This is a genomic window from Variovorax sp. KBS0712, assembly GCF_006323185.2.
GTDB classification, from domain to species: domain Bacteria; phylum Pseudomonadota; class Gammaproteobacteria; order Burkholderiales; family Burkholderiaceae_C; genus Variovorax; species Variovorax boronicumulans.
In genome coordinates this window covers 248,492-272,069 of the sequence record NZ_VCCD02000003.1, presented here as the reverse complement: position 1 = coordinate 272,069, position 23,578 = coordinate 248,492, and the positions used below count along the sequence as shown (strand labels likewise).

The following is a 23,578-nucleotide window of genomic DNA, read 5'->3' as shown; positions in this document are numbered from 1 at the left end:
GTCCGTCGTCACTTGACGAACTGATTGAGCTGGATGATAGGCAGCATGACGGCCAGCACGATGAGCATGACCACGCCGCCCATGGCGACGATGAGCAGCGGCTCCAGGATGGTGGCCAGGTGCATGGCGCGGCGCTGCACTTCGGCGCCGAGCTGGTTGGCGGCGCGTTGCAGCATCACGGGCAGCGTGCCGGTCTGCTCGCCCAGGCGCGCGAACATCGACACCAGCCCCGGGAAGCGTTTCTTCTGCGCCAGCGCAGAGGCCAGCGGCGCGCCCTCGCGCACCAGCACCAGCGCGTCGAGCGCGTCGGCGCGCATGGCGCGGTTGCCCAGTGTTTCGGAGGCGGCCTGTAGCGCGCGCAGGATCGGCACGCCGGCCGTGGCCAGCATGGCGAGCGTGCTGGCGAAGCGCGCCGCGTTGTAGCCGCGCGCGAGCTTGCCGACCAGCGGCAGCTTGAGCCAGGCGGCGTCGAACTTGAGGCGGAAGGCTTCCTGTGCCAGCGCGACACGCACGCCGATGGCTGCGATCACGATGGCACCCAGCATCCACCAGCCGTAGTTGCGCACGGCCGCGCTCAGCGACAGCATCACGGTCGTGAGGAAGGGCAGCGAGCGCTTGGTGCCCGCGAACACCTGCGCCACCTGGGGCACCACGTAGCTCACGAGGAAGATCACGATCACGATCGCCACCAGCGTGACGATGGCCGGGTACAGCGCGGCGCCGATCAGCTTCTGCTGCAACACCTGGCGCTCTTCGAGGTCGTCGGCCAGGCGCTCGAGCACGAGCCCGAGGTTGCCGCTTTGCTCGCCGGCGCCGATCACGGCGGTGTAGATGGGCGAGAACTCGCGCGGGTGCGCCGACAGCGCGCGCGCGAAGGGCGAGCCCGCGTTGACCTCGGCGCGCAGCGAGGCGACGAGGTTGCGCTGCGGTTCCGATTCGGCTTCGTCGGTGAGGGCCGTGAGCGCGCGTTCCAGCGGCAGGCCGGCCGAGATGAGGCCGGCGAGCTGGCGTGTCCACACGGCGAGGTTCGTCGAATTGAAGACCCGCTTGCCGCCGCCAAGCCAGCGCGTGAGCGTGCTGCCGGCGCTGCCGCCACCGCCGGCCGCATCGCCGCCGCCGACCGGCTTGACCGACAGCGGAATGAGCGCCTGTGCCCGCAGCAGGCCGCGTGCGGCGCGCGCGGTGTCGGCCTCGAGCACGCCCTCGCGCGACTGGCCGCTGGCATCGATGGCTTCGAAGGAATAGGCGGGCATCGCGGGTCGCTACTCGCGGGTGACGCGCAGCAGTTCGGCGCGCGAGGTGATGCCGGCCTGCACCAGCCGTTCGCCGTCTTCGCGCATGGAGCGCAGGCCGCCGCGCGCGCCGGCCTCGAACAGCGCGCTCTCGGCGGCCTTGCCGTGGATGAGGGCCTGCACTTCGTCGTCGGCCACGAGCAGCTCGAAGATGCCGGTGCGGCCCTGGTAGCCGGTCTGGCCGCAGGCCTCGCAGCCCGGGCCGCCGCAGGCGGTGCAGACCTTGCGCACGAGGCGCTGCGCCAGCACGCCGAGCAGCGACGAGCTCAGCAGGAAGGGCTCCACGCCCATGTCGGTCAGGCGCGTGACGGCGCTCACCGAATCGTTGGTGTGCAGCGTGGCCAGCACGAGGTGGCCGGTGAGCGAGGCCTGGATGGCGATCTGCGCGGTTTCGAAGTCGCGGATTTCGCCGATCATGATCACGTCGGGGTCTTGCCGCAGGATGGCGCGCAGGGCCTTGGCGAAGGTGAGTTCGATCTTGGCGTTGATCTGCGTCTGGCCCACGCCCGGCAGCTCGTACTCGATGGGGTCTTCCACCGTCATGATGTTGCTGCGGCTCGCATCGAGCCGGGCCAGCGCGGCATACAGCGTGGTGGTCTTGCCCGAGCCGGTAGGGCCGGTCACGAGGATGATGCCGTGCGGCTGCGCAATGAGCTTTTCGAAGCGCGCCAGCGAGTCGCCCTGCATGCCGACCGATTCGAGCGTGAGCTTCGATTCGCTCTTGTCCAGGAGGCGCAGCACGGCGCGTTCGCCATGCGCGCTGGGCAGCGTCGACACCCGCACGTCGACCGCGCGCGTGCCGATGCGCAAGGAGATGCGCCCGTCCTGCGGCAGCCGCTTCTCGGAGATGTCGAGGTCGGCCATGATCTTCAGGCGCGAGATCAGCGCGGCGTGCAGTGCGCGGTTGGGTTGCACCACCTCGCGCAGCGTGCCGTCGATGCGAAAGCGCACCGACGACGTGCGCTCGTAGGGCTCGATGTGGATGTCGCTGGCGCCGTCGCGCGCGGCCTGCGTGAGCAGCGCGTTGAGCATGCGGATGATGGGCGCGTCGCCGGCGCTGGCCAGCAGGTCTTCGACCGCCGGCAGCTCCTGCATCATGCGCGAGAGGTCGGCGTCGTTCTGCACTTCGCTGACCACCGCGGCGGCGCTCGATTCGCCCTGCGCGTAGGCGGCGCTGATGCGCTGCGCGAGCGGGCCGTCGTCGAGCACCTCGAAGGCCTGCACGCCGTACTTGCGGGTCACTTCACCGACCGCGCTGCGTGCCGGGTGGGAAGACATCCACAACGTGTGGCGGCCGTCGTCCGTGGCTTCGAGCAGCAGTTGCTGGCTGCGTGCGAACGCGTAAGGCAGGGGATAGCGCATGGGTGGCGGGCGTGTGCGAAACGGGGCTCAGGGCAGCTCGCGCGAGCTGGTCGGGTCGGCGGTGGGCGGCAGCGCGCCGCGCAGCGGGCTGGGCGCGAGCCGGCGGTTGTCGGTGGCGGGGCGCGGCGGCGGGATCAGCTGCGTGCCTTCCATGCGGGTCTCGCTGTTCTTCTTGCCGCTGTCGTTGCTGTTGAGGCGGTTGATGCGCACCAGCGGCGCCTCGGGCAGCACGGGCGCCGAGTCGACACCGCGCAGCATGATGTTGTCGGTGTTGGGCTGCGTGCGCTGCTGCATGCCGCGGATCTCGTCGTAGCGGTCGTAGGCGAAGGCTTCGGTGGAGGCACCATCGCGCATCACGGCGGGGCGCAGGAACATCATGAGGTTGCTTTTGTCGCGCGTGCGCACCTCGTTCTTGAACAGGTTGCCGAGCACGGGGATGTCGCCGGCCACGGGCACCTTCTCGACGGTGTTGCCGTAGTTGTCCGACAGCAGGCCGCCGAGCATCACGAGGCCGCCGTCTTCCACCAGCACGCTGGACTCGATGGAGCGCTTGTTGGTGGTCGGACCGTTGGGGTCCTTGGCCGTGTTCTGGTCGACCGTGGAGGTCTCCTGGAAGATGGTCATCTTCACGGTGCCGTTCTCGTTGATGGTCGGTCGCACGCGCAGCGTGAGGCCCACGTCCTTGCGCTCCACCGTGGTGAACGGGTTGATGCCGACCGAGCCCGAGGTGCTGGCGTACTGGCCGGTCACGAAGGGCACGTTCTGGCCGATGACGATCTTGGCTTCTTCGTTGTCCAGCGTCAGCAGGTTGGGCGTGGACAGCACGTTGGCGTCGCCGTCGCTGTTGAAGAAGTTGGCGATGGCGCCCAGGATGTACTGGCCGCCGATCTTGCCGGCGATGCCCAGGTTCAGGCCGGTGGAGGGCCGCACGTTGGCCACGTCGCGCGTGGCCAGGGCCTGCGTCAGCGCCAGGATGTTGGCGCTGGCCAGGCTGGAGTTGGTGCCGATGACGGCGTTGTTGCCCAGCGCGCTCTGCCACTGCACGCCGAAGTTGGCGGCCTTCTTGGCGCTGACCTCGACGATGAGCGCCTCGATCATCACCTGCGCGCGGCGCCCGTCGAGCTTGTCGATCACGGCGCGCATCTGGCGGTACTGCGGCTCGGGCGCGGTGATGATGAGCGAGTTGGTGCTCGGGTCGGCCTGGATCTGGCCGCCGGTGGAGGGCTGGTTGGCGTTGTTCAGCGGCGCGTTGGCCGCGGCCGAACCGCCGCCCTGGCTGTTGTTGCCGCCGAAGCTGGCCTGCGTCATCGGCATGCTGGCCGGCGGCACCGACGAACCGGCGCTGCCCGCGGCGCCGGGCGCGCCCGGCACCTGCGACTGCTGCTGGCTCGCGGCCATGGCGGCGCGCAGCGTGGCGGCCAGGCGCACCGCGTCGGCGTTCTTCAGGTAGACCACGTAGATGTTGCCGGCCGCGCCGTTGCTGCTTTCGGCCGGTGCGCGGTCGAGCTTCTCGACCAGCGTGCGCACGAGCTGCGCGCGCGCGGGGTTGGCGGCGCGAAGGATCAGCGAGTTGCTGCGCGGGTCAGCCATCAGCGTGGTGCGGAACGACGCGTCGGCCCCGCCCGGTGCGGCGGCGCCCGGCGCACCCGCACCGCCGCCTTCGACCAGCCGCGTGACCAGCGGCACCATGTCGGTGGCCACCGAATGCTTGAGCTGGATGACTTCGATGTCGGACGCGTTGGGCACGTCGAGCGACGCGATGATGCGCGCCAGCCGGCGCATGTTGTCGGCGTAGTCGGTGATCACGAGCGAGTTGTTGCCCGGGTTCACGTTGATGGTGTTGTTCGGCGGGATCAGCGGGCGCAGCACCGGCAGCAGGCTGTTGGCCGACTCGTAGTTCAGGCGGAAGATCTGCGTGACGATCTGGTTGCCCGCGGCCGCGCTGGCGCCGCCGATGGAGGTGTTGACGGTGCTGGTCTGCAGCTTGGCGTCGGCCTCGGGCACCACCTTGTACAGGCCGTCGGCTTCCACCACCGCGAAGCCCTGCAGGCGCAGCGCGGCGGCAAACTGGTTGAAGGCGGCGGCCGGCGCCAGCGGGCGGTCGGTGACCAGGTTCATGGTGCCCTTGACGCGCGGGTCGACCACCACGTCGCGCCCCGTGACCACGGCCATGGTGCGGGCCACGGCCTCGATGTCGGCGGCGGCGAAGTTCAGCGTGATCGGTTCGCCGCGCCGCGGGGCGTCGCCGGTCTGCGCGTAGGCGGGCGGCAGCACCGGCACGAACGACGCCGCGATCAGCAGGCGTACCGCGAGCGCGACGAGGCCGGGGCGGGCGCCGGACGAGGACAGAGGCTTCTTCATGGTCGGATCAACCCAGGGTGATGATCGAGCGCGCACCGTCGCGCCGCCCGATGATGTTCAACAAATTGGAAAGTGCGTCTTCGCGGCCCGGTGCCGCGCTGGCTTCGCCGTTGAAGCGCAACGCGGTGCCGCTCCAGTCGCCGCTGCCGTTCAGTTCGAGGCTGCCTTCGCGCGTGCTCAGCAGCAGCGTGGGGCGCGTGCCGCCTTCGAGCGACAGGCGGTAGCTGCCCATCGGCCGCAAGGTCGACAGGGCGGATGACACATCGGTGGCGTCGAGCGTGGCCTGGCCTTCGATGCGCAAGGCGGGGCCGTCCCACTGCATGGCGAAGGCGCGGGTGTTGAGGTCGAGCGCGCCTTCGAGCTTGAGCGTGTTCCAGGGCGCGCCCAGGCCGGTGAGCAGCGTGGCGGGCCAGCGCGAGCGGGCGTCCTGCCAGGTGAGTTGCAGGCCGTTGGCGCGCGGGCTGGCCTGCAGGCCGAGGGGCTGCGCCGCGCAGCAGGACAGATCGAGGCGTGCCGAGAGGCCGCGCCAGTTCGGCCACATGCGCCAGTTCAGCAGGCCGGGCAGCGAGACGGCCTGCGTGCCGCCGGCGCCGCTGGCGAACACGACGGCAGCGGTGCCGTTCCAGACCGTGCCGCGCGGGTTGACCAGCAGCAGGCGGCCTTGTGTCCAGCCCGAGAGCGCCGAGGCGAGCCAGCGCGCCGGTGCGAACAGCACAACCGCGACCAGCATGCCGGTGGCGGCGCCGAGCACGGCCCAGCGCCAGCTGCCGCGGCGCGGCTGGAGGTCGGGGACCGGGGGACGTCTCGCCATGCCGTGTGGTGCGTGGGGCTGCTTCAGCGCGGGGCGGGCAGCGCCATCACGAGCGTGCCGTCCCAGCGGGGTTGCGGAGGTTGGTCAGGCGTGGCGGGCGCGGGCTTGGCGCCTGGCGGCGGCGGTGCGATGGGCGCGCGCGTCAGGTGCACTTCGCGCGGCACGGCGTGGGCATTGCCGCGCGCCTGTGCGAGCCATTGCGCCAGGTTCTGGGCGGGCGCGCCGCGCAACGTGACGGTGGCGGCGCCATCGCCACCGGCCGTCATGAGCTGGGCGTTCGTGACGCCCAGGCCGTCGCGCACCGAGCTTTCGAGCGCGCGCAGGGCGTCGTCGCGTGCCAGGCGCGGTTGCGACTGCAGCGCCTTCGCGCGGTTCTGCAAGGTGGCCATCTGCTGGAGCTGGGCGTCGAGCCGCGCGTGTTCGGCCGGGGCCGCGGCCAGCGTGCGCAGCGCGGGGGCGAGCGCGATCCACCAGAGCAAGGCCAGTGCCACCAGCGCGACGGCGCCGATGACGAGGCGGCGCTCGCGCATCCCGAGGACGGCCCAGCGGGCCTTGAGTTGTTCGCTGAAGTTCATCGGTTGGCCTCGGCCTGCACCAGCAGCAGGTCGCCTTCGGTGCGCACCTGGTAGCCGCGCGGCGACAGCGCGGCGGTGATCTGCGTGACCTCCTGCGGCTGCAGCCCGAGGCCACGCAGGCGCAGCTGGCCGGCGCTGAAATCGATCGCGCTCGGGGAGCGGCCGGACGGCAGGGCGGCGGCGATGGCGCCGACCATGGGTTCGAAATCGCTCGGTGCCACGTCGCCCACGGCCTGCTGCAGCGCGGCGACCTCGCGGCCCATCTGCAGCGGCGCGTCGACCACGATCTTCACCGAGGGAAAGGTCTGCGTCAGGATGGCGCGCGTGGCCTGGCGCTTGGACTCGAGCGCGTTGCGCTCCTTCCAGGCCCAGGCGTTCAGGCCGATCAATTGCGTCAGCAACAGCACCGCGACGCCCCAGCGTGCGGCGCGCCATTCGGGCGCGAAGCGAAGTGTTTGAAGCACCGACGCGAACTTCTTGCCGGCGCGCGCGCGGCCCGTCACGGCGAGGTCGAACTGCGCGAGCTCCCAGGGCGTGCGCGTGGCGTGCAGCCAGCGCTGCGGCGCCTGCACGATCGGCACGCGGCGCTGCAGCAGGTGCTCGGCGGCTTCGGCCACGGCGGGTTCGGTGGTGATGACGGCGGTGTCCAGCGGCAGGCCGTTCGACAGGGCCAGGCCCGCGCCGGCCAGTGGCAGCGAGACCACGCCGTCGCCGTCGCACACCGTGAGTTGCGCCGCCTCGGGCTCGCCCGTGACCTGCAGCAGCGGCGGCGCGTCGACCGGCTGCGGCGTGAATTCGGGAACGATGCGCACCACGCGCCGGCCGGCCGCTTCGAGCCCCTGCACGACGCTGCGCAGCCAGATGCGGTTGCAGGCCGCGACCCACACCGGCTCGCCGGCCTTGGCGTCGGGCGCGAGCGCGAAGTGCAGGGCTTCCGGGTCGTCGAGCAGGTGCTCTTCGAGCAGGCCGTCGAGCACGGCGCGCAGCTTCGAGGTGCTGCCCATGCTGCCTTTGGGCAGCGTGACGCGGTGCCACGACAGCGCCGCGGACGGGATGCCGAGCGTGACCTCGGGGCCCGACGGCAACAGCGTCAGCAGCGCGCGGCCCTGGTCGCGCAGGGCGATGCCGTCCTCACCGGCCTGGGCCCAGTCGTACTCGCCCGCGGCATCGGCCGGAGGGAGGGGGGCAAGGAGCAGCAGCGGGGTCATGTCGGGGGGTGTCGGAAAAGCCGGTGATTGTAGGAGGGTGGCTTACAAGTTGTTGCTATTGTTTGAATAGCATATCTTGCAGAGACTACGTGCGTTTGACGGTGTTTTGATCAGAGAAAAGGAAACCGGCCTCAGGGTTTTGCCGGGGGCATGGTGGCGCCCGCGCCACGGGTGCGCCAGACGGTGGTCACGGCCAGGCCCTTGCGAAAGAGCAGCGAGTGCTCCTCGACCCAGGTGCGGTCCAGCCGCAGCCGGCCGTACACCTCGAAATACTGGGTGCCCACGCCGTGCTGGGCCGCGTTGAAGCGGGAGCCGCCGCTGGGCAGGCCGGCATTGGCTTCCTCGATGTTCTTGAAGAAGGAGCGGGTGCGCCGCTCCACCAGCTGGCGTGCGCTGGCGATGCCCAGCGATTCGACGCTCGCGCTGATGGCCTCGGCGCTGGCCGTGTTGAGGTTGAGCGTGGTGCGCTCCGGCAGGATCGTCACGTAAGGCTCGAGCGCGGCGGCGGTGGCGGGCGAGAGGCCGAGCCACACCAGTTGCGCGACTTCCTGCGGCATCAGCGGGGCGGCGCCGGTGTCGGCGCTGGCATCGCCACCGCCGCTGCTGCCGCTACCGCCTGAGGCGGCGTCGGTGCTGCCGGTGTGCAGCGCGCTCGCGAGCCGCGCGGTCATCTGGGTCAGCTCGCCGGCCGGCAGGCCCAGCAGGTTGAAGAGGCGCGTGAAGGTGGCAACGCTGGCCGGCACCGGCTTGCCGGCGTCCACCAGCGACAGCACGTTCAGCTTGGACTGCGCATCGATGATGCGGCCCGACAGGAACGCGTCGGGCAGGCCTTCGAGGTTGTCGCTGGCCACGTTCTTTTCGGCCGACAGGAAGCTGGTGAGGCGGGCTTCCTCGAGCGGCACGGCCCACGGCTCGCCGAGGTGGTCGGGGCCGCCGGCGCGGCCGTCTTCGCCGAGGATCAGGCGCGACCAGTCGAGCGCGCCGATCAGCACCCAGGCCGCCTGCACGCGCGCGCGCTCGGCGCCTTCGACCTCGGCCGAGCGCCACTGCTGCCAGAGCGCGGCGGCGGAGAAGGTGGCGACCAGCATCACGGTCAGCATGGCGGCGAGCAGCGCGGCGCCGTGCTGGCGGCGTGTGCTGGCCACGCGATGGCGTTGCGGCGCGGTCATGAGCGCGGCCCCCCGAGCGTCGGTCGCACCCAATCGCGCGTGAGCGTGCCCGAGAGCCCGTCGCCGGGTGGCAGGGTCAGCACCAGCCGCACGCCGTCGGGCATGGCGATGAGCGCGCCGGCCGGGTTGGACGGGTTCGCCGCCGCCACGGGCAGCGGTTCCGCCGGCACCCAGGCGTTGTTGCGGAAGTACGCGAGCTGCCAGCTGTTGACCGGCATCAGCGCCACGTCGGTGGCGCCGCCGGTGGGCGCGGCGCCGTCCTGCGCCCACGCGGCCGCGAGGTTCCAGGCCTGCACCCATTCGCCGCGCGTGGCGAAGGGCGCCGACTGCCAGCGCCGCCAGCGCGTGCCGTCGGCGCCGGGGCGCAGCGTCCAGGCGACGACCTGCACGGTCGGCGTGCTGGTGTCGCTGCCGCGGCGCGTCATGCGCAGCACGCGGCCGTCCCAGTCGATCGGGCGGGTCTGCGCGAGCAGGGTGATGGCGTCGAGGTCGGCGCTCCACTGCGCGAGCGTGGCCTGCAGCGTGAGCACCGCGTCGGCGCGCTGCTGGTTCTGCGTGGTGGCGCGCGACATGCTGTCCAGGCCGCGCCAGCTCACGAGGGCGAGCAGCGCCATCACCGCGATGGCGACCAGCAGCTCGATCAACGTGAAGCCGTGTGCGCGCGAAGGCTTCGTCATCAGACGCGCCCCACCACGGTCGACACGCGCAGCAGCGGTGCGCTGCCTTCGTCGCGCACCTGCACGTCGACGCGCCGGAAATTCGGGTTGAGCGTGGGCACGGTCGTTGTCGTCACCAGGAAGGTGAGGCCGGCCTGCAGGCAGATCGAGCCCGAGTCGCCGACGGCCGGCATCTGCCGCGACAGGCGCGCCTTGGCGAGTTCGTTTTCGGCGCACAGGCCGGCCAGCACGAGGTCGGACTGGCGCTGCGCATTGCGCGTGAGCGACATCGTGGCCTGCGAGCCGGCCGCCAGCGCGAGTGCGACGATGCCCAGCGCGATCAGCACCTCGACCAGCGTGAAGCCGTGGCTGGAGCCGGCGCGCCGCAGCCGTTGCGTCATGGCACGGCGAACACGGTGAAGGGCCGCAGCCCGTCGGTTGCGACGCGCAGCACGCGCGCGGGCGGGCCGTCGCTGTGCAACATGACCTGCTGCGCCGGAATGATGGGGTCGGGCCCGAGCTGCAGCGCCGCCACCGGCGTGTCGCCGCCCAGCATGGGCTGGGCCGTGATGCCTGCGTGGGTCCAGCCGGTGGGCAGTGCGTCGGCGGGCAGGCCGTCGAAGACGAAGCCGCCGCCTTCGACGAGGCGCCAGCGCACCATGACGCCGCTGGCGCGCGACTGGGCACGCGCCGATTCGAGCAGGGCGGCGAGGCGGTCGGCTTCGCGGTCGAGCGCGGCGGCGTTGGTGTCGCGCATCGCGAAGCTCACGCTGGCGGTCGCGATGGCGATGATCGCGATCACCACGATCAGCTCCAGCAGCGTGAAGCCACGCGCTGCGCGAGGCGGTGGCAGCACCACGCGGCCGCGGGCGATGCGCTTACTGCCAGCTGCCGATGTCGGCATTCTTGCCCTCGCCGCCGCTCTGTCCGTCGGCGCCGAAGGAGAGCACGTCGATTTCGCCCTTGATGCCGGGGTTCATGTACTGGTACGGATGGCCCCAGGGGTCGTTGGGCAGCTTCTCGACGTAGGGCTTCCAGTTGGGCGCGGCCGGGCCCGCGGTGGGGCGGGTCAGCAGCGACTGCAGGCCCTGCTCGGCGGTCGGGTAGCGCTGGTTGTCGAGGCGGTAGAGCTTGAGCGCCTGCATCAGGTTGTTGATGTCGGTGCGGGCGGCGGTGACGCGGGCGTCGTCGGCGCGCTCGATCACGTTCGGCACGATCAGCGCAGCGAGCACGCCGATGATGACAAGCACCACCATGAGTTCGATCAGCGTGAAGCCGCGTTGTGCGGTGCGGGAGACGGAACGAAGGAGTTTGTTCATAGCTTGCGGGGACATGAGGCGGTAAGCGCGCTGCATGATAATCCGCGGCCATGACAAGTCCTTACTCCGCAGCCCGCTGGCATGCCCCACTTGCAACGACGGGGCTTTGGGCGTTGGCCGCGGGCGCCGCGGTGTTCTGGGCGCTGCGGCTGGCCTCGCCGGCCGACGCCGTGGCCGCTGCGGCCACGATGCCGCGCGCACCGGTCGCGGCCGATGCCGAGGCGGTGGCCCGGTTGCTGGGCGTGGTCACGGTGACCTCGAACGCCCCCGTGGCGCCGGAGGCCGCGAGCCGCTTCGCGCTGTCGGGCGTGGTGGCAGACCCGTCGAACCAGGGGGCGGCGCTGATCTCGATCGACGGCAAGCCGCCGCGCCCATTCCGCGTGGGTTCGAAGGTCGGCGAGAGCTATGTGCTGCAGTCGGTGGGCGTGCGCGCGGCGACGCTCGGTGCCCAGCGTGACGGGCCGGCGGCGTTCACGCTGCAGCTGCCGGTGCGTGCGCCGCTGAGCATGGGGCTTCCGACGCCGCCTGCCGGTCTGTCGTCGGTGCAGTCACCTGCGCCAGCCGGACCGTTGCCGGCCACGATGCCGACGATGGTGATGCCGCCGCCGCAGCAACAGCAACTTCCCGCCACGGCGGGCGCCGCGATGGAGCCGCCACCGCAGGCGCAGACCCCTGCGCAGTAAGCGCAGCGGTCTTTTTCTTTCTCTTTTCTTCTTCTTTTCTTCAGGCCTGGAGGAACAGGCGGTAGGCCGGGTTGGCCGTTTCCTCGACGCAGGGATAGCCCAGCGTTTCGAGGAAGCTGTCGAAAGCGGCCGACTCCTCGGCCGGCACCTGCAGGCCCACGAGGATGCGCCCGTAATCGGCGCCTTGGTTGCGGTAGTGGAACAGGCTGATGTTCCAGTTCGGCCGCATCAGGCTCAGGAACTTGAGCAGCGCACCGGGACGTTCGGGGAACACGAAACGCAGCAGGCGCTCGTCGTGCGCCAGCCCCGTGCGGCCACCCACCAGGTGGCGCAGGTGCTCCTTGGCGAGCTCGTCGTGCGTGAGGTCGAGCGCGTCGAAGCCGTGTTCGATGAAGACCTTCGCGATGGTGGCCGACTCGCCACGCGCCGAGGTCGTGAGGCCGACGAACACGTGGGCCTTGGCGGCATCGCTGATGCGGTAGTTGAACTCGGTCACGTTGCGCGGCGCGCCGCCGGCAGGCAGTTGGCTGATGAGTTCGCAAAAGCGACGGAAGCTGCCGCGCTCTTCGGGGATGGTCACGGCGAACAGCGCCTCGCGTTCCTCGCCGACCTCGGCCCGCTCGGCCACGAAGCGCAGCCGGTCGAAGTTCATGTTGGCGCCGCACAGGATCGCCGCGTAGGTCTCGCCTTGCCGGCCGTGCTCGGCCGCGTACTGCTTGATCGCCGCCACGGCCAGCGCGCCGGCCGGCTCGACGATGCTGCGCGTGTCGACGAACACGTCCTTGATGGCGGCGCACACGGCGTCGGTGTCGACCGAGATGTAGCCGTCGACCAGGTTCTGCGCGATGCGGAAGGTTTCTTCGCCGACCAGCTTGACGGCCGTGCCATCGGAGAACAGGCCGACGTCGGGCAGGTTCACGCGCTGGTGCGCGGCGACCGATTGCATCATCGCGTCGGAGTCGTTCATCTGGACGCCGATCACCTTGATCTCGGGCCGCACAGCCTTGATGTAGTTGGCCACGCCGGAGATGAGGCCGCCGCCGCCGATCGCCACGAACACCGCGTCGAGCGGACCTTGGTGCTGGCGCAGGATTTCCATCGCGATGGTGCCCTGGCCCGCGATGACGTCGGGATCGTCGAAGGGGTGGACGAAGGTCAGGTTCTGCTGCGTCTGCAATTCGAGCGCATGCAGGTAGGCGTCGGAATAGCTGTCGCCATGCAGCACGATCTCGCCGCCGAAACCACGCACTGCATCGATCTTCAATTGCGGCGTGGTCACGGGCATCACGATCACGGCGCGCGTGCCGAGCTTGCGCGCACCGAGCGCAACGCCTTGCGCGTGATTGCCGGCCGATGCGCAAATCACACCGCTCGCCAATTGCGCTTTGCTCAGGTGCGCCATCTTGTTATAGGCGCCGCGCAGTTTGAAACTGAATACGGGTTGCTGGTCCTCGCGCTTGAGCAACACGGTATTGCCAAGTCGCTCGCTGAGCGCGCGCGCCTTCTCCAACGCAGACTCGACGGCCACGTCGTAGACCCGCGCATTGAGGATTTTTCTGAGATAGTCGGCGGGCGTTAACGCCGCAGTAACGGGTGCATTGCGCAAGATCTTTTCCAGGGAGTTTTCATTTGCTAACCATCAATCATAAGAGGCATCGGTATTGCATGCGGGGAATGGCATGGACACAAATGTCATAAACCTATTCCGCAAGGCTCCTGCTGCAAATGATTCCGGTTTTTTTGCGCGCACCTATCCCGCGATTCATGCGCCCGCTAATTCACTAACAGTTGGGCAGAATTTGTTATCAGTTTCTGTCAGCGACCTTTCGAAGGGACTGATGCAGGCCGAGGCCGCGCGCGTGCAACGCGGCGAAATCGGACGGCCCACATGGCAGGTCATGGGCAACAGATTGCGTGCGCACATCGTTCCGTTGCTGGGCGATGTGCCGGTGGCTGTGTTCGCGACCGCAGACGTGCAGCGCCTGATCGATCACCTCGGCGAACAAGGCTTTACGAGCACGACGATCGCGCAGTACCTCGTGTTGCTGCGCAAGGTGGTCATGCATGGCGTGCACGGTGGTGCATTGCGCGAGGCCCCCGTGTTTCCGAAGGTCAAGGTGCGCAGCCAGCCGCGCGGCAGCTTCAGCGTGGCGGAGTACCGTGCGCTGATCGCGGCGGCGCGCAGCTTGCGCGGCCATTCGCACCCGGTGCTGGACCGGTTGACGGCCGGCGAACGTTTCTGGATTGCTCGCGAATTGCTCGTCATGCCCGACGAGCTGCCGTGGCTGATCCGCTGGATGGTCAACACCTTCGTGCGCCCCAGCGACATCAAGCTCATGAAGCACAAGCACATCGAGGTGGTGCGAGGCAAGCATGTCTATCTGCGGATGAACCTGCCGGAGACCAAGCGGCACAGCCAGCCCATCGTGAGCCTGCGACCTGCCGTTCGTGTCTATGAATGTCTGCTCGCGTACCGCGAGACGCATGGCTTCGGCGGGGCGGAAGACTACATCTTCATGCCGCACCTGAAGAACCGCGAGCACGCGCTGGCGGTTCTCAATTTCTTCTTTCACTGGGTGCTCGAAAAGACCGGTCTCGAGAAAGGACCGCTGGGTCAGTCGAGGACGCTGTATTGCTTGCGCCATACGGCCATCACGTTGCGGCTCTTGTATGGGCAGGGGATCGACATGCTGACGCTGGCGCGCAACGCGCGAACGAGTGTCAACATGGTCGAGCGTTTCTACGCATCGGTGCTGAGCGGAGAAATGAATGTGGGGCTGCTGCAGAGCAGGCGTGGCCGGATGAATTGAGAAAGGACAAAAAGCCGCCCGGCTTGAACCGGGCGGCTTGAGCGTTTGCAGATTCAAACTGGCGTGGGCCAGCATGTGAATCGACAGCGAACGATCAGAAGGCGTGACGGATGCCGAAGTCGTAGCCCGTCGAGGTCTTCGGCGTGAAACCGTTGCCGGTGCCTTGGAAGCTCGGGCCACCGACGGTCAGCGATGCGCCGTTCTTGTTGCTCACGCGAGCAACGGTGGCGTACAGGGCCGTGCGCTTCGACAGGTTGTGCACGTAGCCGATCGCCAGCTTGTTGGCCTTCTTGTCGGCGGGCAGCACTTCCCACGGGTTGCGGGCAACCAGGTTCTCGTCGTACTTGACGCTCGAGTACGAAGCGCGGATCAGGCCAGCACCGACCGGCACGGTCACACCCAGCAGGTAGCCGGTCAGGTCGATGTCGGGACGGCCGCCGAGGTACGGTTCGACTTCGTAGTCAACCTTGTTCTTGGCGCGCGACAGTTCACCGAACAGCTTCACGGGACCGAAGTCGTACGAAGCGCCCAGGTTCAGTGTGTTGACCTTGGTGGTCGTGCCGACGTAGAACTGATCGCCCACGGTGCTGCTGCCATAAGCCAGCGCCACGTCCAGGGGGCCGTTGGCGTAGCCGAAGCGACCGCCGACATAACGACCGGTGCGCGAGGCGTTTTCCGCGAGGGGCGTTGCGGTGCCGGGGCTGTACTTGGTCTTCTCGTGGAAGCCGTACATCACCTGGCCGTAGAAGCCGCCCAGGTTCGGCGGCAGGAAGTAGCCGATGCTGTTGCCGGCGCGAACGTAGTTGCTGCCACCGGCATCGGGGAGCTGTGGAACGTTCTTGAGGGCATCGGGAAGCTTCTTGCCGTCGGCATAGCCGGTGAAGCCGCCGAATGCGCCATTGGCTGTGTTGACCAGGTTGGAGCCGACGCCATTGGTGCCGAACGGGTCGAACACGGTGTCGTTCCAGAACGTCGGGGTGTAGTCGCGGCCGAGGCGGACTTCACCGAACCCGCCCGACAGGCTCACGGTCGAACGGCGCGTGAATGTCGAGACGCCCGTCTGGCCATCGTCGTTGCTGATCGGGGCTTCGAGCCAGAAGCTGGCGGCCAGGCCACCACCGAGGTCTTCCGTGCCACGGAAGCCCAGGCGGCTGGAGTTGTAGCCCGAGTGGGCCAGTTCGCGGCGGCTCGCCTTGATGCTGCCGCGGTTCAGGTAGAACGGGTTGTAGATGGGGAAGCCGAGCCTGTCGTACGTGACGCCATTGCCCAGGTCACGCGAGGTGGACGAGTAGCCGCTGATCGACGCGTCGACCACACCAAACAGCGTGACGGACGACTGAGCCGAGGCAACACCGGCAACAGCCAGGGCAGCCAGAGCAGCTGCCCTTCCGGGGCCGATGGCTAGAGTGGCGCGGCCATCGGGGCGCACAAAGAAAAAAGCCCCGAGTCTTGCGACTCGAGGCTAAATCCACCAATTGGAAGGGTGGAGGAGACAACTGGGTGCACACCATGAAGTGCGCAGCAATGAAATAGAGTATACCCACCCTTTGTTGCGATGCAACAAGCAGGCGATGCTTTTCCCACACACAAGTTGATGTTTGGTGCGCATTTTTCCGCACGAATTCATCCCAATTGGAGCTGAACACCATGGAATGCACAGTAAGTTGGACCGGTGACGCAGGCACCCGATCGGCCATGGGCTTCGTGGCCGAGACCGGCAGCGGCCATGTCCTGATGATGGACGGCGCCCCGGATGCGGCCAAGCCCGAGAACGGCGGCCAGAACCTGGCGGCGCGGCCGATGGAAACCGTGCTCGCGGGCACGGGCGGTTGCACCGCCTACGACGTGGTGCTCATATTGAAGAGAGGGCGCCATCGCGTCGAGCGCTGCAGCGTCAAGCTGACCAGCGAGCGCGCCGAGAAGGATCCCAAGGTCTTCACGAAGATCCACATGCACTTCACCGTGGCGGGCAAGGGCATTCCGGCCGCCGCCGTGGAGCGGGCGATCGCCCTCAGCCACGAAACCTACTGCTCCGCCAGCATCATGTTGGCGAAGACGGCGGAAATCACGACCAGCTTCGATCTGATCGAGACCTGAAAACCCCGTTGGATGGCGACCGAACGCCCTAGATTCGGTGGGCGACGGTCGTCATGACCCGCGATGCCAGGCGCATCAGGGCCTTGGCCGGGGCCGGCAGTTCCGCTGCGCCCGCGTCGACGGCCTGCGTGGCGTGGCGGGCCTCGTCGACTTTCATTTGCTCGACCACGGCGCGGGACGCGTGATCGGTCGGTGGCAGCCGGTCCAGGTGGCTTTCGAGGTGTGCCTCCACCTGCCGTTCGGTTTCGGCAACAAAGCCGAGGCTCAAGGGATCGCCCAGGCGTCCGGCAATCAGGCCGAGACCGAAGGCGCCTGCATACCAGAGTGGATTCAGCAGGGACGGGCGGGCGCCCAGGTCGTCCAGCCGTTGCCGGGTCCAGGCCAGGTGATCGGTTTCTTCATGCGCGGCTTCCAGGAAGTGCGCGCGCAACGCCGGGTCCCGCGCCACGGCGGCCTGGGCGGTGTACAGCGCCTGGGCACAGACTTCGCCGACATGGTTCACGCGCATCAGCGCACCGGCCTCGCGGCGCTCCGATTCGCTCAATTCACCTTGCGGCTGGATCGCGGGCGGAAGCGCCCGGGTGGCGTGAGATCGGGCAAAAAGCGTGCGCAAAGCCGCATCGGCGGCTGTGAGTGCGGGGTCGAGCAGGGCGGTCATGGGTCTATTTGAACGCACCTGTCCGGCGATGCAAGGACAGCACATTTCGTTTCATATCGTGGCAAAACCACCTGTCTAAGTCCTTTGTTGCACGACTGCAACGAAACACGCGGGGCTTCCAAGATTTAGGGCGATTTGTTTTGCCCTGCCGCAGCGGCTCTGGTGCAATAGCATCAACTTCCCAAAAGGAGGTTGGCCCGGGGTCCGGTGGGAGCACAAAAGTGCCAGTCACGGTGAGCCCTTCGCACCGGAGCCCTATGTTTAACCTTGGAGAAACTTGCAATGAAAAAATCTCTAGTTGCTCTGGCTGCCCTGGCTGTTGCCGGTGTTGCCTCGGCTCAGTCGTCCGTCACGCTGTTTGGTGTGGTCGACGCGTCGATCAGCGGCTACTCGTCCACCTCGCGTGACCTGAACGGCGCCACCTTCCTGAACCCGTTCTACCTGAACCGTGGCAGCGTCAAGGTCAGCCGCACGGCTCTGGCTAACTCGGGTTACAACTCCAGCCGTCTGGGCTTCCGTGGTACGGAAGACCTGGGTGGTGGCCTGGCAGCCAGCTTCTGGCTCGAAGCCCCGATCACCAACGACGACGGCGCAACTGGCGTTTCGACGTTCGCTCGTCGCTCGACCGTGAGCCTGTCGGGTGGTTTCGGTGAAGTTCGTCTGGGCCGTGATTACACCCCGACGTTCTGGAACGACACCGTGTTCGATCCGTTCGGCACCAACGGCGTTGGCACCAACCTGATCTCGACGGCCAGCGGTTTCAACACCACCGGCGGTTCGGGTGGCTTTGGTGGCAACCCGAACTACGTTCGCGCCAGCAACACCATCGGCTACTTCCTGCCCCCGAACCTGGGCGGCTTCTACGGCCAAGTGCAGTACGGCTTCCACGAGAAGGACAAGTTCAGCCCTGGTACCGCTACGCCTAACGTCGCGAACAACTCGCGCACCGGCCGTTACGTCGGTGGCCGCTTCGGCTACGCCAACGGTCCTCTGGACGTTGCGCTGGCCTATGGCAGCAGCACCTCGGGTGACCAGTTCTACGCTGGCGTGACCAACAAGGTCAACACGCTGAACCTGGGCGCTTCGTACGACTTCGGTCCCGTGAAGCTGTTCGGTGAAGTGTCGCGCGTCAAGAACAAGGTCGACTACGAAGTCACCCCCTTCGTCGGCGCTACGCCTGACACCGACCTGACCGGCTACCTGCTCGGCGTGACCGTGCCCGTCGGTGCTGGCCTGATCCGCGCTTCGTACTCGAGCGTCAAGTACGACCTGAACCAGCCGCAAGTGCTGTTCCAGCCGCGTATCGCTGACCCGAAGGCCAACAAGCTGGCTATCGGCTACGTGCACAACCTGTCGAAGCGCACGGCTCTGTACGCTACCGTTGCTCGCGTGAGCAACAAGAACGGTGCAGCCCTGACCGTTGGCGGCCCGGCCTTCATCAACAGCGGTGTCTTCACCCCGAAGAACTCGACCGGCTACGACTTCGGTATCCGTCACGCTTTCTAATTTGATGCTGGCGCAAGCCAGCTTCGAATCGAAAGACTGAAAGCCACCCGGCGCAAGCCGGGTGGCTTTTTCTTTTGGCGCGCACCTGTTCTCACTCGTAAAAATTGCGCCTCCACCCCCGGGGAACCCCCGTGCGGGCACGCTGCTTGCACTGCTAGCATGCCGCGATCACTCTTGTTGCTGAATGACTGCCTTTGTACTGCGCCGCCTGATCCAGGCCGTGATCGTGATGATCGCGGTTGCGTTCATTGCCTTCCTCCTCTTTCAATATGTCGGCGACCCGGTCGTGTTCCTGCTGGGGCAGGATGCCAAGCCCGACCAGATCCGTGAAATGCGCGCCGCATTGGGGCTCGACCGACCCTTCTTCGTGCAGTTCTGGCACTTCCTCGTCAACGCCGCGCAAGGCGAATTCGGACTGAGCCTGCGCCAGGGCGCCAAGGTGTCGCGCCTGATCGGCGAGCGCTTCCCGGCCACGCTCGAACTCGCGCTCGTGGCCGCGGCCCTGGCGTTGTTCGTCGGCATTCCGATGGGCGTGTACACCGCCCTGCGCCGTGGCACCTTCATGAGCCAGGTGTTCATGACCGTGTCGCTGCTCGGTGTGTCGCTGCCCACTTTCCTGATCGGCATCCTGCTGATCCTCGTCTTCGCCGTGACGCTGGGCTGGTTCCCGAGCTTCGGGCGTGGCGACACCGTGCAGTTCGGCTGGTGGACCAGCGGGCTCTTCAAGGCCGACGGCTGGCACCACATCATCCTGCCGGCGGTGACGCTGGCGATCTTCCAGCTCACGCTGATCATGCGGCTGGTGCGCGCCGAGATGCTCGAGGTGCTGCGCACCGACTACATCAAGTTCGCGCGCGCACGGGGCCTGTCGAACCGCGCGATCCATTTCGGCCACGCGCTCAAGAACACGCTGGTACCGGTCATGACCATCACCGGCCTGCAGCTCGGTGGCCTGATCGCCTTTGCCATCATCACGGAGTCGGTGTTCCAGTGGCCCGGCATGGGGCTGCTCTTCATCCAGGCCGTGACCTTCGCGGACATTCCGGTGATGGCCGCCTACCTGTGCCTGATCGCACTGATCTTCGTGGTGATCAACCTCGTGGTCGACCTGTTGTACTTCGTGGTCGATCCCCGGCTGCGCGTGGGCAAGGCGGGAGGCCATTGAGGTGAGTGTCGCAACCGCTGCCGCAACGCCGCGCCTGCAGGCCTCCGGCCGGGCCTTCGCGCACATCGCCAGCTTCTACCCCGAGATCACGGCCTTTCGCCGCGACCTGCATGCCCACCCCGAGCTCGGCTTCGAAGAGGTCTACACGGCGGGCCGCGTGCGCGAGGCGCTGCGCGCCTGTGGCGTGGACGAGATCCACGAGGGCATCGGCAAGACCGGTGTCGTCGGTGTCATCCGCGGCAAGTCGACCGCCAGCGGCCGCATGATCGGCCTGCGTGCCGACATGGACGCGCTGCCCATGCGCGAGGACAACGACTTCGGCTGGCGCTCTGCCAACGACGGTCTGATGCACGGCTGCGGCCACGACGGCCACACCGCCATGCTCGTCGGCGCCGCGCGCTACCTGGCCGAGACGCGCGACTTCGACGGCACCGCCGTGCTGATCTTCCAGCCCGGCGAAGAAGGCTTGGCCGGTGCGCGCGTGATGATCGAAGACGGCCTGTTCGACCGCTTCCCGGTGAACGCTGTCTATGCGATGCACAACTGGCCCGCGATGCCGGCCGGCACCGTCGGCATCAACCGCGGCGCGATGATGGCCGCGGCCGATCGCGTGACGATCGAGATCAAGGGCAAGGGCGGCCACGGCGCGCATGCCTACCAGACCATCGACCCCGTCGTGGTGGCTGCGCACATCATCACCGCGGCGCAGACCATCGTGTCGCGCAGCGTGCGCCCCATCGACGCGGCCGTCGTCAGCATCTGCGCCGTGCAGGCCGGCGACCTCGGCGCGATGAGCGTGATCCCGGGCGAGGCCACGCTGGTCGGCACCGTGCGCACCTTCAGCGCACGCGTGCAGGCGCAGGTCGAGCAGCGACTGAGCGAGCTGTGCACGGCCATTGCCACCGGCTTTGGCGCGACCGCGACGATCAAGTACGAACGCATCTACCCGGCCACCATCAACACCGCGCCCGAAGCGATGTTCGCGGCCGACGTGGCCGAATCGCTGGTCGGTGCGAAGAACGTCGACCGCAACATGGAGCCCAGCATGGGCGCCGAAGATTTTTCCTTCATGCTGCAGAAGAAGGCCGGTGCCTATCTGCGCATCGGCCAGGACGCCCGCAGCGGCGCCTTCCTGCACAACAGCCGCTACGACTTCAACGACGAGATCCTGCCGCTGGGCGCCGCATTGCATGCGGGCCTGATCGAGCAGGGCATGCCGCTTGCTGCTACCCGCAGCACGCAGCCAGGGAAAGCCGCCGCCACCGCGGCGCCGTGATGTGTCCGATTTCAACCCGAGGAGTGTTCCCATGAGTTTCAAGAAGCAAGCGGCTGCGGTCGCTGTCCTGTGCGCCCTGGGCGCCGTCAGCATGGTCGCCAGCGCGCAGACCATCCGCATCGCGAACCAGGGCGATGCCCTGTCGCTCGACCCGCACTCGCTCAACGAGTCGCTGCAGCTGAGCGTCACCGCCAACGTCTATGAAACTCTCGTGGGCCGCAACAAGGACCTGAGCCTGGCACCGCTGCTGGCCACGAGCTGGAAGCAGACCTCGCCGAACGTGTGGCGCTTCGAACTGCGCAAGGGCGTGGTGTTCCATGACGGCACGCCGTTCAGCGCCGACGACGTCGTGTTCAGCTTCGCGCGTGCGCAGGGCGACGGCTCCGACATGAAGGCCACGCTCAGCGAGATCAAGGCCGTGCGCAAGGTCGGCGACCTCGCCGTCGAAATCGAAACCAACGGCCCGTTCCCGATCCTGCCCGACGTGATCTCGCTCACCATGATCATGAGCAAGAAGTGGTGCGAGGAAAACCAGGCCACCAAGCCCGTCGACCGCCGCAAGGGCATCGAGAACACCGCCTCGTTCAAGGCCAACGGCACCGGCCCGTTCCGCGTGCGCGAGCGCCAGCCCAACGTGCGCACGGTGTTCACGCGCAACGGTACCTACTGGGGCAAGATCGACGGCAACGCGCAGGAGATCGTGTTCACGCCCATCGCCAACCCCGCGACCCGCGTGGCCGCGCTGGTCTCCGGCGAAGTCGACGTGATGGAGCCCGTGCCCGTGCAGGACATCGCGCGCATCAACGCCGCGCCCAACGCCCGCGTCATCACCGGCCCCGAGATGCGCACCATCTTCCTGGGCATGGACCAGAAGCGCGACGAGCTGCAGTACTCGAACGTGAAGGGCAAGAACCCCTTCAAGGACAAGCGCGTGCGCCAGGCCTTCTACCAGGCCATCGACATCGCCGGCATCCAGCGCACCGTGATGCGCGGCGCCTCCAAGCCCACCGCGCTGCTCGTCGGCCCGGGCATCAACGGCTGGACCGCCGACCAGGACAAACGCTTGCCTTTCGACGTCGATGCCGCCAAGAAGCTGCTGACCGAAGCCGGCTACCCCAACGGCTTCGAAGTCTCGATGAACTGCCCGAACGACCGCTACGTCAACGACGGCCAGATCTGTCAGAGCGTGGCCGCCAACCTGGCCAAGATCGGCGTCAAGATCAACCTCGTGGCCGAGACCAAGGGCACCTACTTCCCGAAGATCCTGCGCCGCGACACCAGCTTCTACATGCTGGGCTGGACCCCGACCACTTACGACTCGCACAACGCGCTGAGCTCGCTCACCTCGTGCCCCGACGACAAGGGCACGGGCCAGTTCAACCTGGGCGCCTACTGCAACCCGAAGCTGGACGAGCTGACCAAGAAGATCCAGTCCGAGTCGGACAAGGCCAAGCGCAACGAGATGATCAAGGAAGCCTTCAAGGTCCACACCGACGACATCGGCCACCTGCCGCTGCATCAGCAGTCGCTGGCCTGGGGCGTGAGCAAGAAGGTCGAGCTGGTGCAACTGGCCGACAACTTCATGTACTTCAAGTGGATGAGCATCAAGTAAGTCGACCGTGGGCCGCTGCCTGAGCGGCCCGACCATGGGCCCGCTTCTTGCGGGCCCATTCTTTTTTGCCTCACGATGAAAAATAACCCCCACGCGGCCCGGCGATGAAAAAAACCCTTGCTCGCTGGCTCGACAGCGATGTCGGCTACAGCTTCCGCACCTCGCCGGTGGCGATCGCCGCCGCCGTCATTGCGCTGGTGTGCGTCTTCTGTTCGGTGTTCGCCGGATGGGTGTCGCCGCACAACCCTTTCGACCTCGCCACCCTCGAACTTGGTGACGCCCGCCTGCCACCGGCGTGGAGCGCCGAAGGCTCCACCAAATACATCCTCGGCACCGACGACCAGGGCCGCGACATTCTTTCGGCCGTGATCTACGGCGCGCGCATCTCGCTGATCGTCGGCGTGGTGTCGGTGGTGCTGTCGGTGGTCGTCGGCGTGGTGCTCGGCCTGCTGGCCGGCTTCTTCGGCGGCTGGCTCGACTCCTTCCTCATGCGCGTGTGCGACGTGATGCTGTCGTTCCCGCCGATCCTCGTGGCGCTGCTCATCGCCGGCGTCGGCCGCGCGCTCTTTCCGGGCGCGCACGAGTCGCTGGCCTTCGGCGTGCTGATCATCTCGATCTCGCTCACGGGCTGGGTGCAGTACGCGCGCACCGTGCGCGGCTCCACGCTGGTGGAGCGCAACAAGGAATACGTGCAGGCCGCGCGCGTCACTGGCGTGGCGCCGCTGCGCATCATGCTGCGCCACGTGCTGCCCAACGTGATGGGGCCGGTGATGGTGCTGGCCACCATCCAGGTCGCGACCGCGATCATCACCGAGGCCACGCTCTCGTTCCTGGGCGTCGGCGTGCCGCCGACCTCGCCTTCGCTGGGCACGCTCATCAGCATTGGCAACCAGTACCTGTTCTCGGGTGAATGGTGGATCACGGTGTTCCCGGGCCTGATGCTGGTGCTCATCGCCCTCAGCGTGAACCTGCTCGGCGACTGGCTGCGCGACGCGCTCAATCCGCGCTTGCGCTGAAC

22 protein-coding genes are annotated in these 23,578 nt (G+C 67.7%); 8 read left to right on the top strand and 14 right to left on the bottom strand.

Annotated features, from left to right (window positions below; genetic code table 11):
- Positions 1 to 8 precede the first annotated feature (8 nt).
- The 11 genes from gspF to gspG all read right to left on the bottom strand — a co-directional run bounded on the left by gspF (position 9) and on the right by gspG (position 10,753).
- Complete coding sequence (gene gspF, locus FFI97_RS26065) at positions 9 to 1,253, bottom strand: type II secretion system inner membrane protein GspF (RefSeq protein ID WP_144004530.1); 1,245 nt, start codon at positions 1,251 to 1,253, stop codon at positions 9 to 11.
- Between the two features lie 9 nt (positions 1,254 to 1,262).
- Positions 1,263 to 2,654 (bottom strand): GspE/PulE family protein, encoded by a 1,392-nt coding sequence (locus FFI97_RS26060; RefSeq protein ID WP_139700924.1) that lies wholly within the window; start codon positions 2,652 to 2,654, stop codon positions 1,263 to 1,265.
- Positions 2,655 to 2,681: 27 nt separating this feature from the next.
- Positions 2,682 to 5,015, bottom strand: coding sequence for a type II secretion system secretin GspD (gspD, locus tag FFI97_RS26055; protein WP_139700926.1), 2,334 nt, complete (start codon positions 5,013 to 5,015; stop codon positions 2,682 to 2,684).
- 7 nt (positions 5,016 to 5,022) lie between these two features.
- Positions 5,023 to 5,826: a type II secretion system protein N gene (gspN, locus tag FFI97_RS26050; protein WP_062472613.1), complete on the bottom strand. Its 804-nt coding sequence runs from the start codon at positions 5,824 to 5,826 to the stop codon at positions 5,023 to 5,025.
- A gap of 23 nt (positions 5,827 to 5,849) precedes the next feature.
- Complete coding sequence (gspM, locus tag FFI97_RS26045) at positions 5,850 to 6,401, bottom strand: type II secretion system protein GspM (RefSeq protein WP_062472615.1); 552 nt, start codon at positions 6,399 to 6,401, stop codon at positions 5,850 to 5,852.
- On the bottom strand, positions 6,398 to 7,609 hold the full coding sequence (gene gspL, locus FFI97_RS26040; RefSeq protein ID WP_139700928.1) for a type II secretion system protein GspL: 1,212 nt from the start codon (positions 7,607 to 7,609) through the stop codon (positions 6,398 to 6,400). The genes gspM and gspL overlap by 4 nt, the downstream gene beginning before the upstream one ends.
- Before the next feature lie 131 nt (positions 7,610 to 7,740).
- On the bottom strand, positions 7,741 to 8,778 hold the full coding sequence (gene gspK, locus FFI97_RS26035) for a type II secretion system minor pseudopilin GspK (RefSeq protein WP_139700930.1): 1,038 nt from the start codon (positions 8,776 to 8,778) through the stop codon (positions 7,741 to 7,743).
- Positions 8,775 to 9,455: a type II secretion system protein J gene (locus FFI97_RS26030; protein ID WP_139700932.1), complete on the bottom strand. Its 681-nt coding sequence runs from the start codon at positions 9,453 to 9,455 to the stop codon at positions 8,775 to 8,777. Before FFI97_RS26030 ends, gspK begins: the two co-directional genes overlap by 4 nt.
- Positions 9,455 to 9,835, bottom strand: coding sequence for a type II secretion system minor pseudopilin GspI (gene gspI, locus FFI97_RS26025; protein ID WP_070060011.1), 381 nt, complete (start codon positions 9,833 to 9,835; stop codon positions 9,455 to 9,457). The genes FFI97_RS26030 and gspI overlap by 1 nt, the downstream gene beginning before the upstream one ends.
- On the bottom strand, positions 9,832 to 10,338 hold the full coding sequence (locus tag FFI97_RS26020; RefSeq protein ID WP_139700934.1) for a prepilin-type N-terminal cleavage/methylation domain-containing protein: 507 nt from the start codon (positions 10,336 to 10,338) through the stop codon (positions 9,832 to 9,834). The genes gspI and FFI97_RS26020 overlap by 4 nt, the downstream gene beginning before the upstream one ends.
- Entirely contained in the window at positions 10,313 to 10,753 is a 441-nt protein-coding gene (gene gspG, locus FFI97_RS26015) for a type II secretion system major pseudopilin GspG (protein WP_056573020.1), read from the bottom strand. Before gspG ends, FFI97_RS26020 begins: the two co-directional genes overlap by 26 nt.
- 50 nt (positions 10,754 to 10,803) lie before the next feature.
- Here gspG and FFI97_RS26010 point away from each other — a divergent pair, with 50 nt between their 5' ends.
- Entirely contained in the window at positions 10,804 to 11,436 is a 633-nt protein-coding gene (locus FFI97_RS26010; RefSeq protein WP_139700936.1) for a type II secretion system protein N, read from the top strand.
- 40 nt (positions 11,437 to 11,476) lie between these two features.
- Here FFI97_RS26010 and ilvA read toward each other — a convergent pair whose 3' ends face one another.
- A complete protein-coding gene (ilvA, locus tag FFI97_RS26005; RefSeq protein ID WP_240531311.1) occupies positions 11,477 to 13,042 on the bottom strand; it encodes a threonine ammonia-lyase, biosynthetic in 1,566 nt (521 codons plus the stop codon).
- Between the two features lie 73 nt (positions 13,043 to 13,115).
- Here ilvA and FFI97_RS26000 point away from each other — a divergent pair, with 73 nt between their 5' ends.
- A complete protein-coding gene (locus FFI97_RS26000; RefSeq protein WP_139700938.1) occupies positions 13,116 to 14,246 on the top strand; it encodes a hypothetical protein in 1,131 nt (376 codons plus the stop codon).
- 94 nt (positions 14,247 to 14,340) lie between these two features.
- Here FFI97_RS26000 and FFI97_RS25995 read toward each other — a convergent pair whose 3' ends face one another.
- On the bottom strand, positions 14,341 to 15,621 hold the full coding sequence (locus FFI97_RS25995) for a porin (RefSeq protein WP_260685211.1): 1,281 nt from the start codon (positions 15,619 to 15,621) through the stop codon (positions 14,341 to 14,343).
- 272 nt (positions 15,622 to 15,893) lie between these two features.
- Between FFI97_RS25995 and FFI97_RS25990 the strand changes: the two genes are divergently transcribed.
- On the top strand, positions 15,894 to 16,343 hold the full coding sequence (locus FFI97_RS25990) for an OsmC family protein (RefSeq protein ID WP_012746235.1): 450 nt from the start codon (positions 15,894 to 15,896) through the stop codon (positions 16,341 to 16,343).
- Between the two features lie 28 nt (positions 16,344 to 16,371).
- Here the strand turns inward: FFI97_RS25990 and coq7 are convergent, their stop codons facing one another.
- Entirely contained in the window at positions 16,372 to 17,001 is a 630-nt protein-coding gene (gene coq7 / locus FFI97_RS25985; RefSeq protein ID WP_139700940.1) for a 2-polyprenyl-3-methyl-6-methoxy-1,4-benzoquinone monooxygenase, read from the bottom strand.
- A 282-nt stretch (positions 17,002 to 17,283) separates the two neighbouring features.
- On the opposite strand from coq7, the gene FFI97_RS25980 reads away from it, so the two are divergent.
- From FFI97_RS25980 to FFI97_RS25960, 5 genes are all read left to right on the top strand, one after another.
- A complete protein-coding gene (locus FFI97_RS25980; RefSeq protein WP_070094987.1) occupies positions 17,284 to 18,507 on the top strand; it encodes a porin in 1,224 nt (407 codons plus the stop codon).
- A gap of 184 nt (positions 18,508 to 18,691) precedes the next feature.
- Positions 18,692 to 19,672 carry an ABC transporter permease gene (locus FFI97_RS25975; protein ID WP_056573001.1) on the top strand — a complete coding sequence of 327 codons (981 nt, stop codon included), beginning with the start codon at positions 18,692 to 18,694 and terminating at the stop codon, positions 19,670 to 19,672.
- 1 nt (position 19,673) lies between these two features.
- The gene (locus FFI97_RS25970; protein ID WP_139700942.1) at positions 19,674 to 20,948 is read left to right on the top strand and encodes a M20 aminoacylase family protein; all 1,275 of its coding nucleotides are present in this window, start codon (positions 19,674 to 19,676) and stop codon (positions 20,946 to 20,948) included.
- Positions 20,949 to 20,979: 31 nt separating this feature from the next.
- Complete coding sequence (locus FFI97_RS25965; RefSeq protein WP_070060000.1) at positions 20,980 to 22,560, top strand: ABC transporter substrate-binding protein; 1,581 nt, start codon at positions 20,980 to 20,982, stop codon at positions 22,558 to 22,560.
- Between the two features lie 104 nt (positions 22,561 to 22,664).
- Positions 22,665 to 23,576, top strand: a complete 912-nt coding sequence (locus tag FFI97_RS25960; protein ID WP_095948286.1) for an ABC transporter permease — start codon at positions 22,665 to 22,667, stop codon at positions 23,574 to 23,576.
- The last annotated feature ends 2 nt before the right edge of the window (positions 23,577 to 23,578 follow it).

Excerpts from the sequence above, each read along its gene's own strand:
- gspM (WP_062472615.1), bottom strand. The coding sequence starts at position 6,401 with ATGAACTTCAGCGAACAACTCAAGGCCCGCTGGGCCGTCCTCGGGATG.
- FFI97_RS25990 (WP_012746235.1), top strand. The coding sequence starts at position 15,894 with ATGGAATGCACAGTAAGTTGGACCGGTGACGCAGGCACCCGATCGGCC.
- gspI (WP_070060011.1), bottom strand. The coding sequence starts at position 9,835 with ATGACGCAACGGCTGCGGCGCGCCGGCTCCAGCCACGGCTTCACGCTG.
- FFI97_RS26060 (WP_139700924.1), bottom strand. The coding sequence starts at position 2,654 with ATGCGCTATCCCCTGCCTTACGCGTTCGCACGCAGCCAGCAACTGCTG.
- gspG (WP_056573020.1), bottom strand. The coding sequence starts at position 10,753 with ATGAACAAACTCCTTCGTTCCGTCTCCCGCACCGCACAACGCGGCTTC.
- coq7 (WP_139700940.1), bottom strand. The coding sequence starts at position 17,001 with ATGACCGCCCTGCTCGACCCCGCACTCACAGCCGCCGATGCGGCTTTG.
- FFI97_RS26020 (WP_139700934.1), bottom strand. The coding sequence starts at position 10,338 with ATGCCGACATCGGCAGCTGGCAGTAAGCGCATCGCCCGCGGCCGCGTG.
- FFI97_RS26010 (WP_139700936.1), top strand. The coding sequence starts at position 10,804 with ATGACAAGTCCTTACTCCGCAGCCCGCTGGCATGCCCCACTTGCAACG.
- gspD (WP_139700926.1), bottom strand. The coding sequence starts at position 5,015 with ATGAAGAAGCCTCTGTCCTCGTCCGGCGCCCGCCCCGGCCTCGTCGCG.
- FFI97_RS25960 (WP_095948286.1), top strand. The coding sequence starts at position 22,665 with ATGAAAAAAACCCTTGCTCGCTGGCTCGACAGCGATGTCGGCTACAGC.
- FFI97_RS25980 (WP_070094987.1), top strand. The coding sequence starts at position 17,284 with ATGAAAAAATCTCTAGTTGCTCTGGCTGCCCTGGCTGTTGCCGGTGTT.
- FFI97_RS25965 (WP_070060000.1), top strand. The coding sequence starts at position 20,980 with ATGAGTTTCAAGAAGCAAGCGGCTGCGGTCGCTGTCCTGTGCGCCCTG.
- gspL (WP_139700928.1), bottom strand. The coding sequence starts at position 7,609 with ATGACCCCGCTGCTGCTCCTTGCCCCCCTCCCTCCGGCCGATGCCGCG.
- FFI97_RS25975 (WP_056573001.1), top strand. The coding sequence starts at position 18,692 with ATGACTGCCTTTGTACTGCGCCGCCTGATCCAGGCCGTGATCGTGATG.
- gspK (WP_139700930.1), bottom strand. The coding sequence starts at position 8,778 with ATGACCGCGCCGCAACGCCATCGCGTGGCCAGCACACGCCGCCAGCAC.
- gspN (WP_062472613.1), bottom strand. The coding sequence starts at position 5,826 with ATGGCGAGACGTCCCCCGGTCCCCGACCTCCAGCCGCGCCGCGGCAGC.
- FFI97_RS26030 (WP_139700932.1), bottom strand. The coding sequence starts at position 9,455 with ATGACGAAGCCTTCGCGCGCACACGGCTTCACGTTGATCGAGCTGCTG.
- gspF (WP_144004530.1), bottom strand. The coding sequence starts at position 1,253 with ATGCCCGCCTATTCCTTCGAAGCCATCGATGCCAGCGGCCAGTCGCGC.
- FFI97_RS26000 (WP_139700938.1), top strand. The coding sequence starts at position 13,116 with ATGGACACAAATGTCATAAACCTATTCCGCAAGGCTCCTGCTGCAAAT.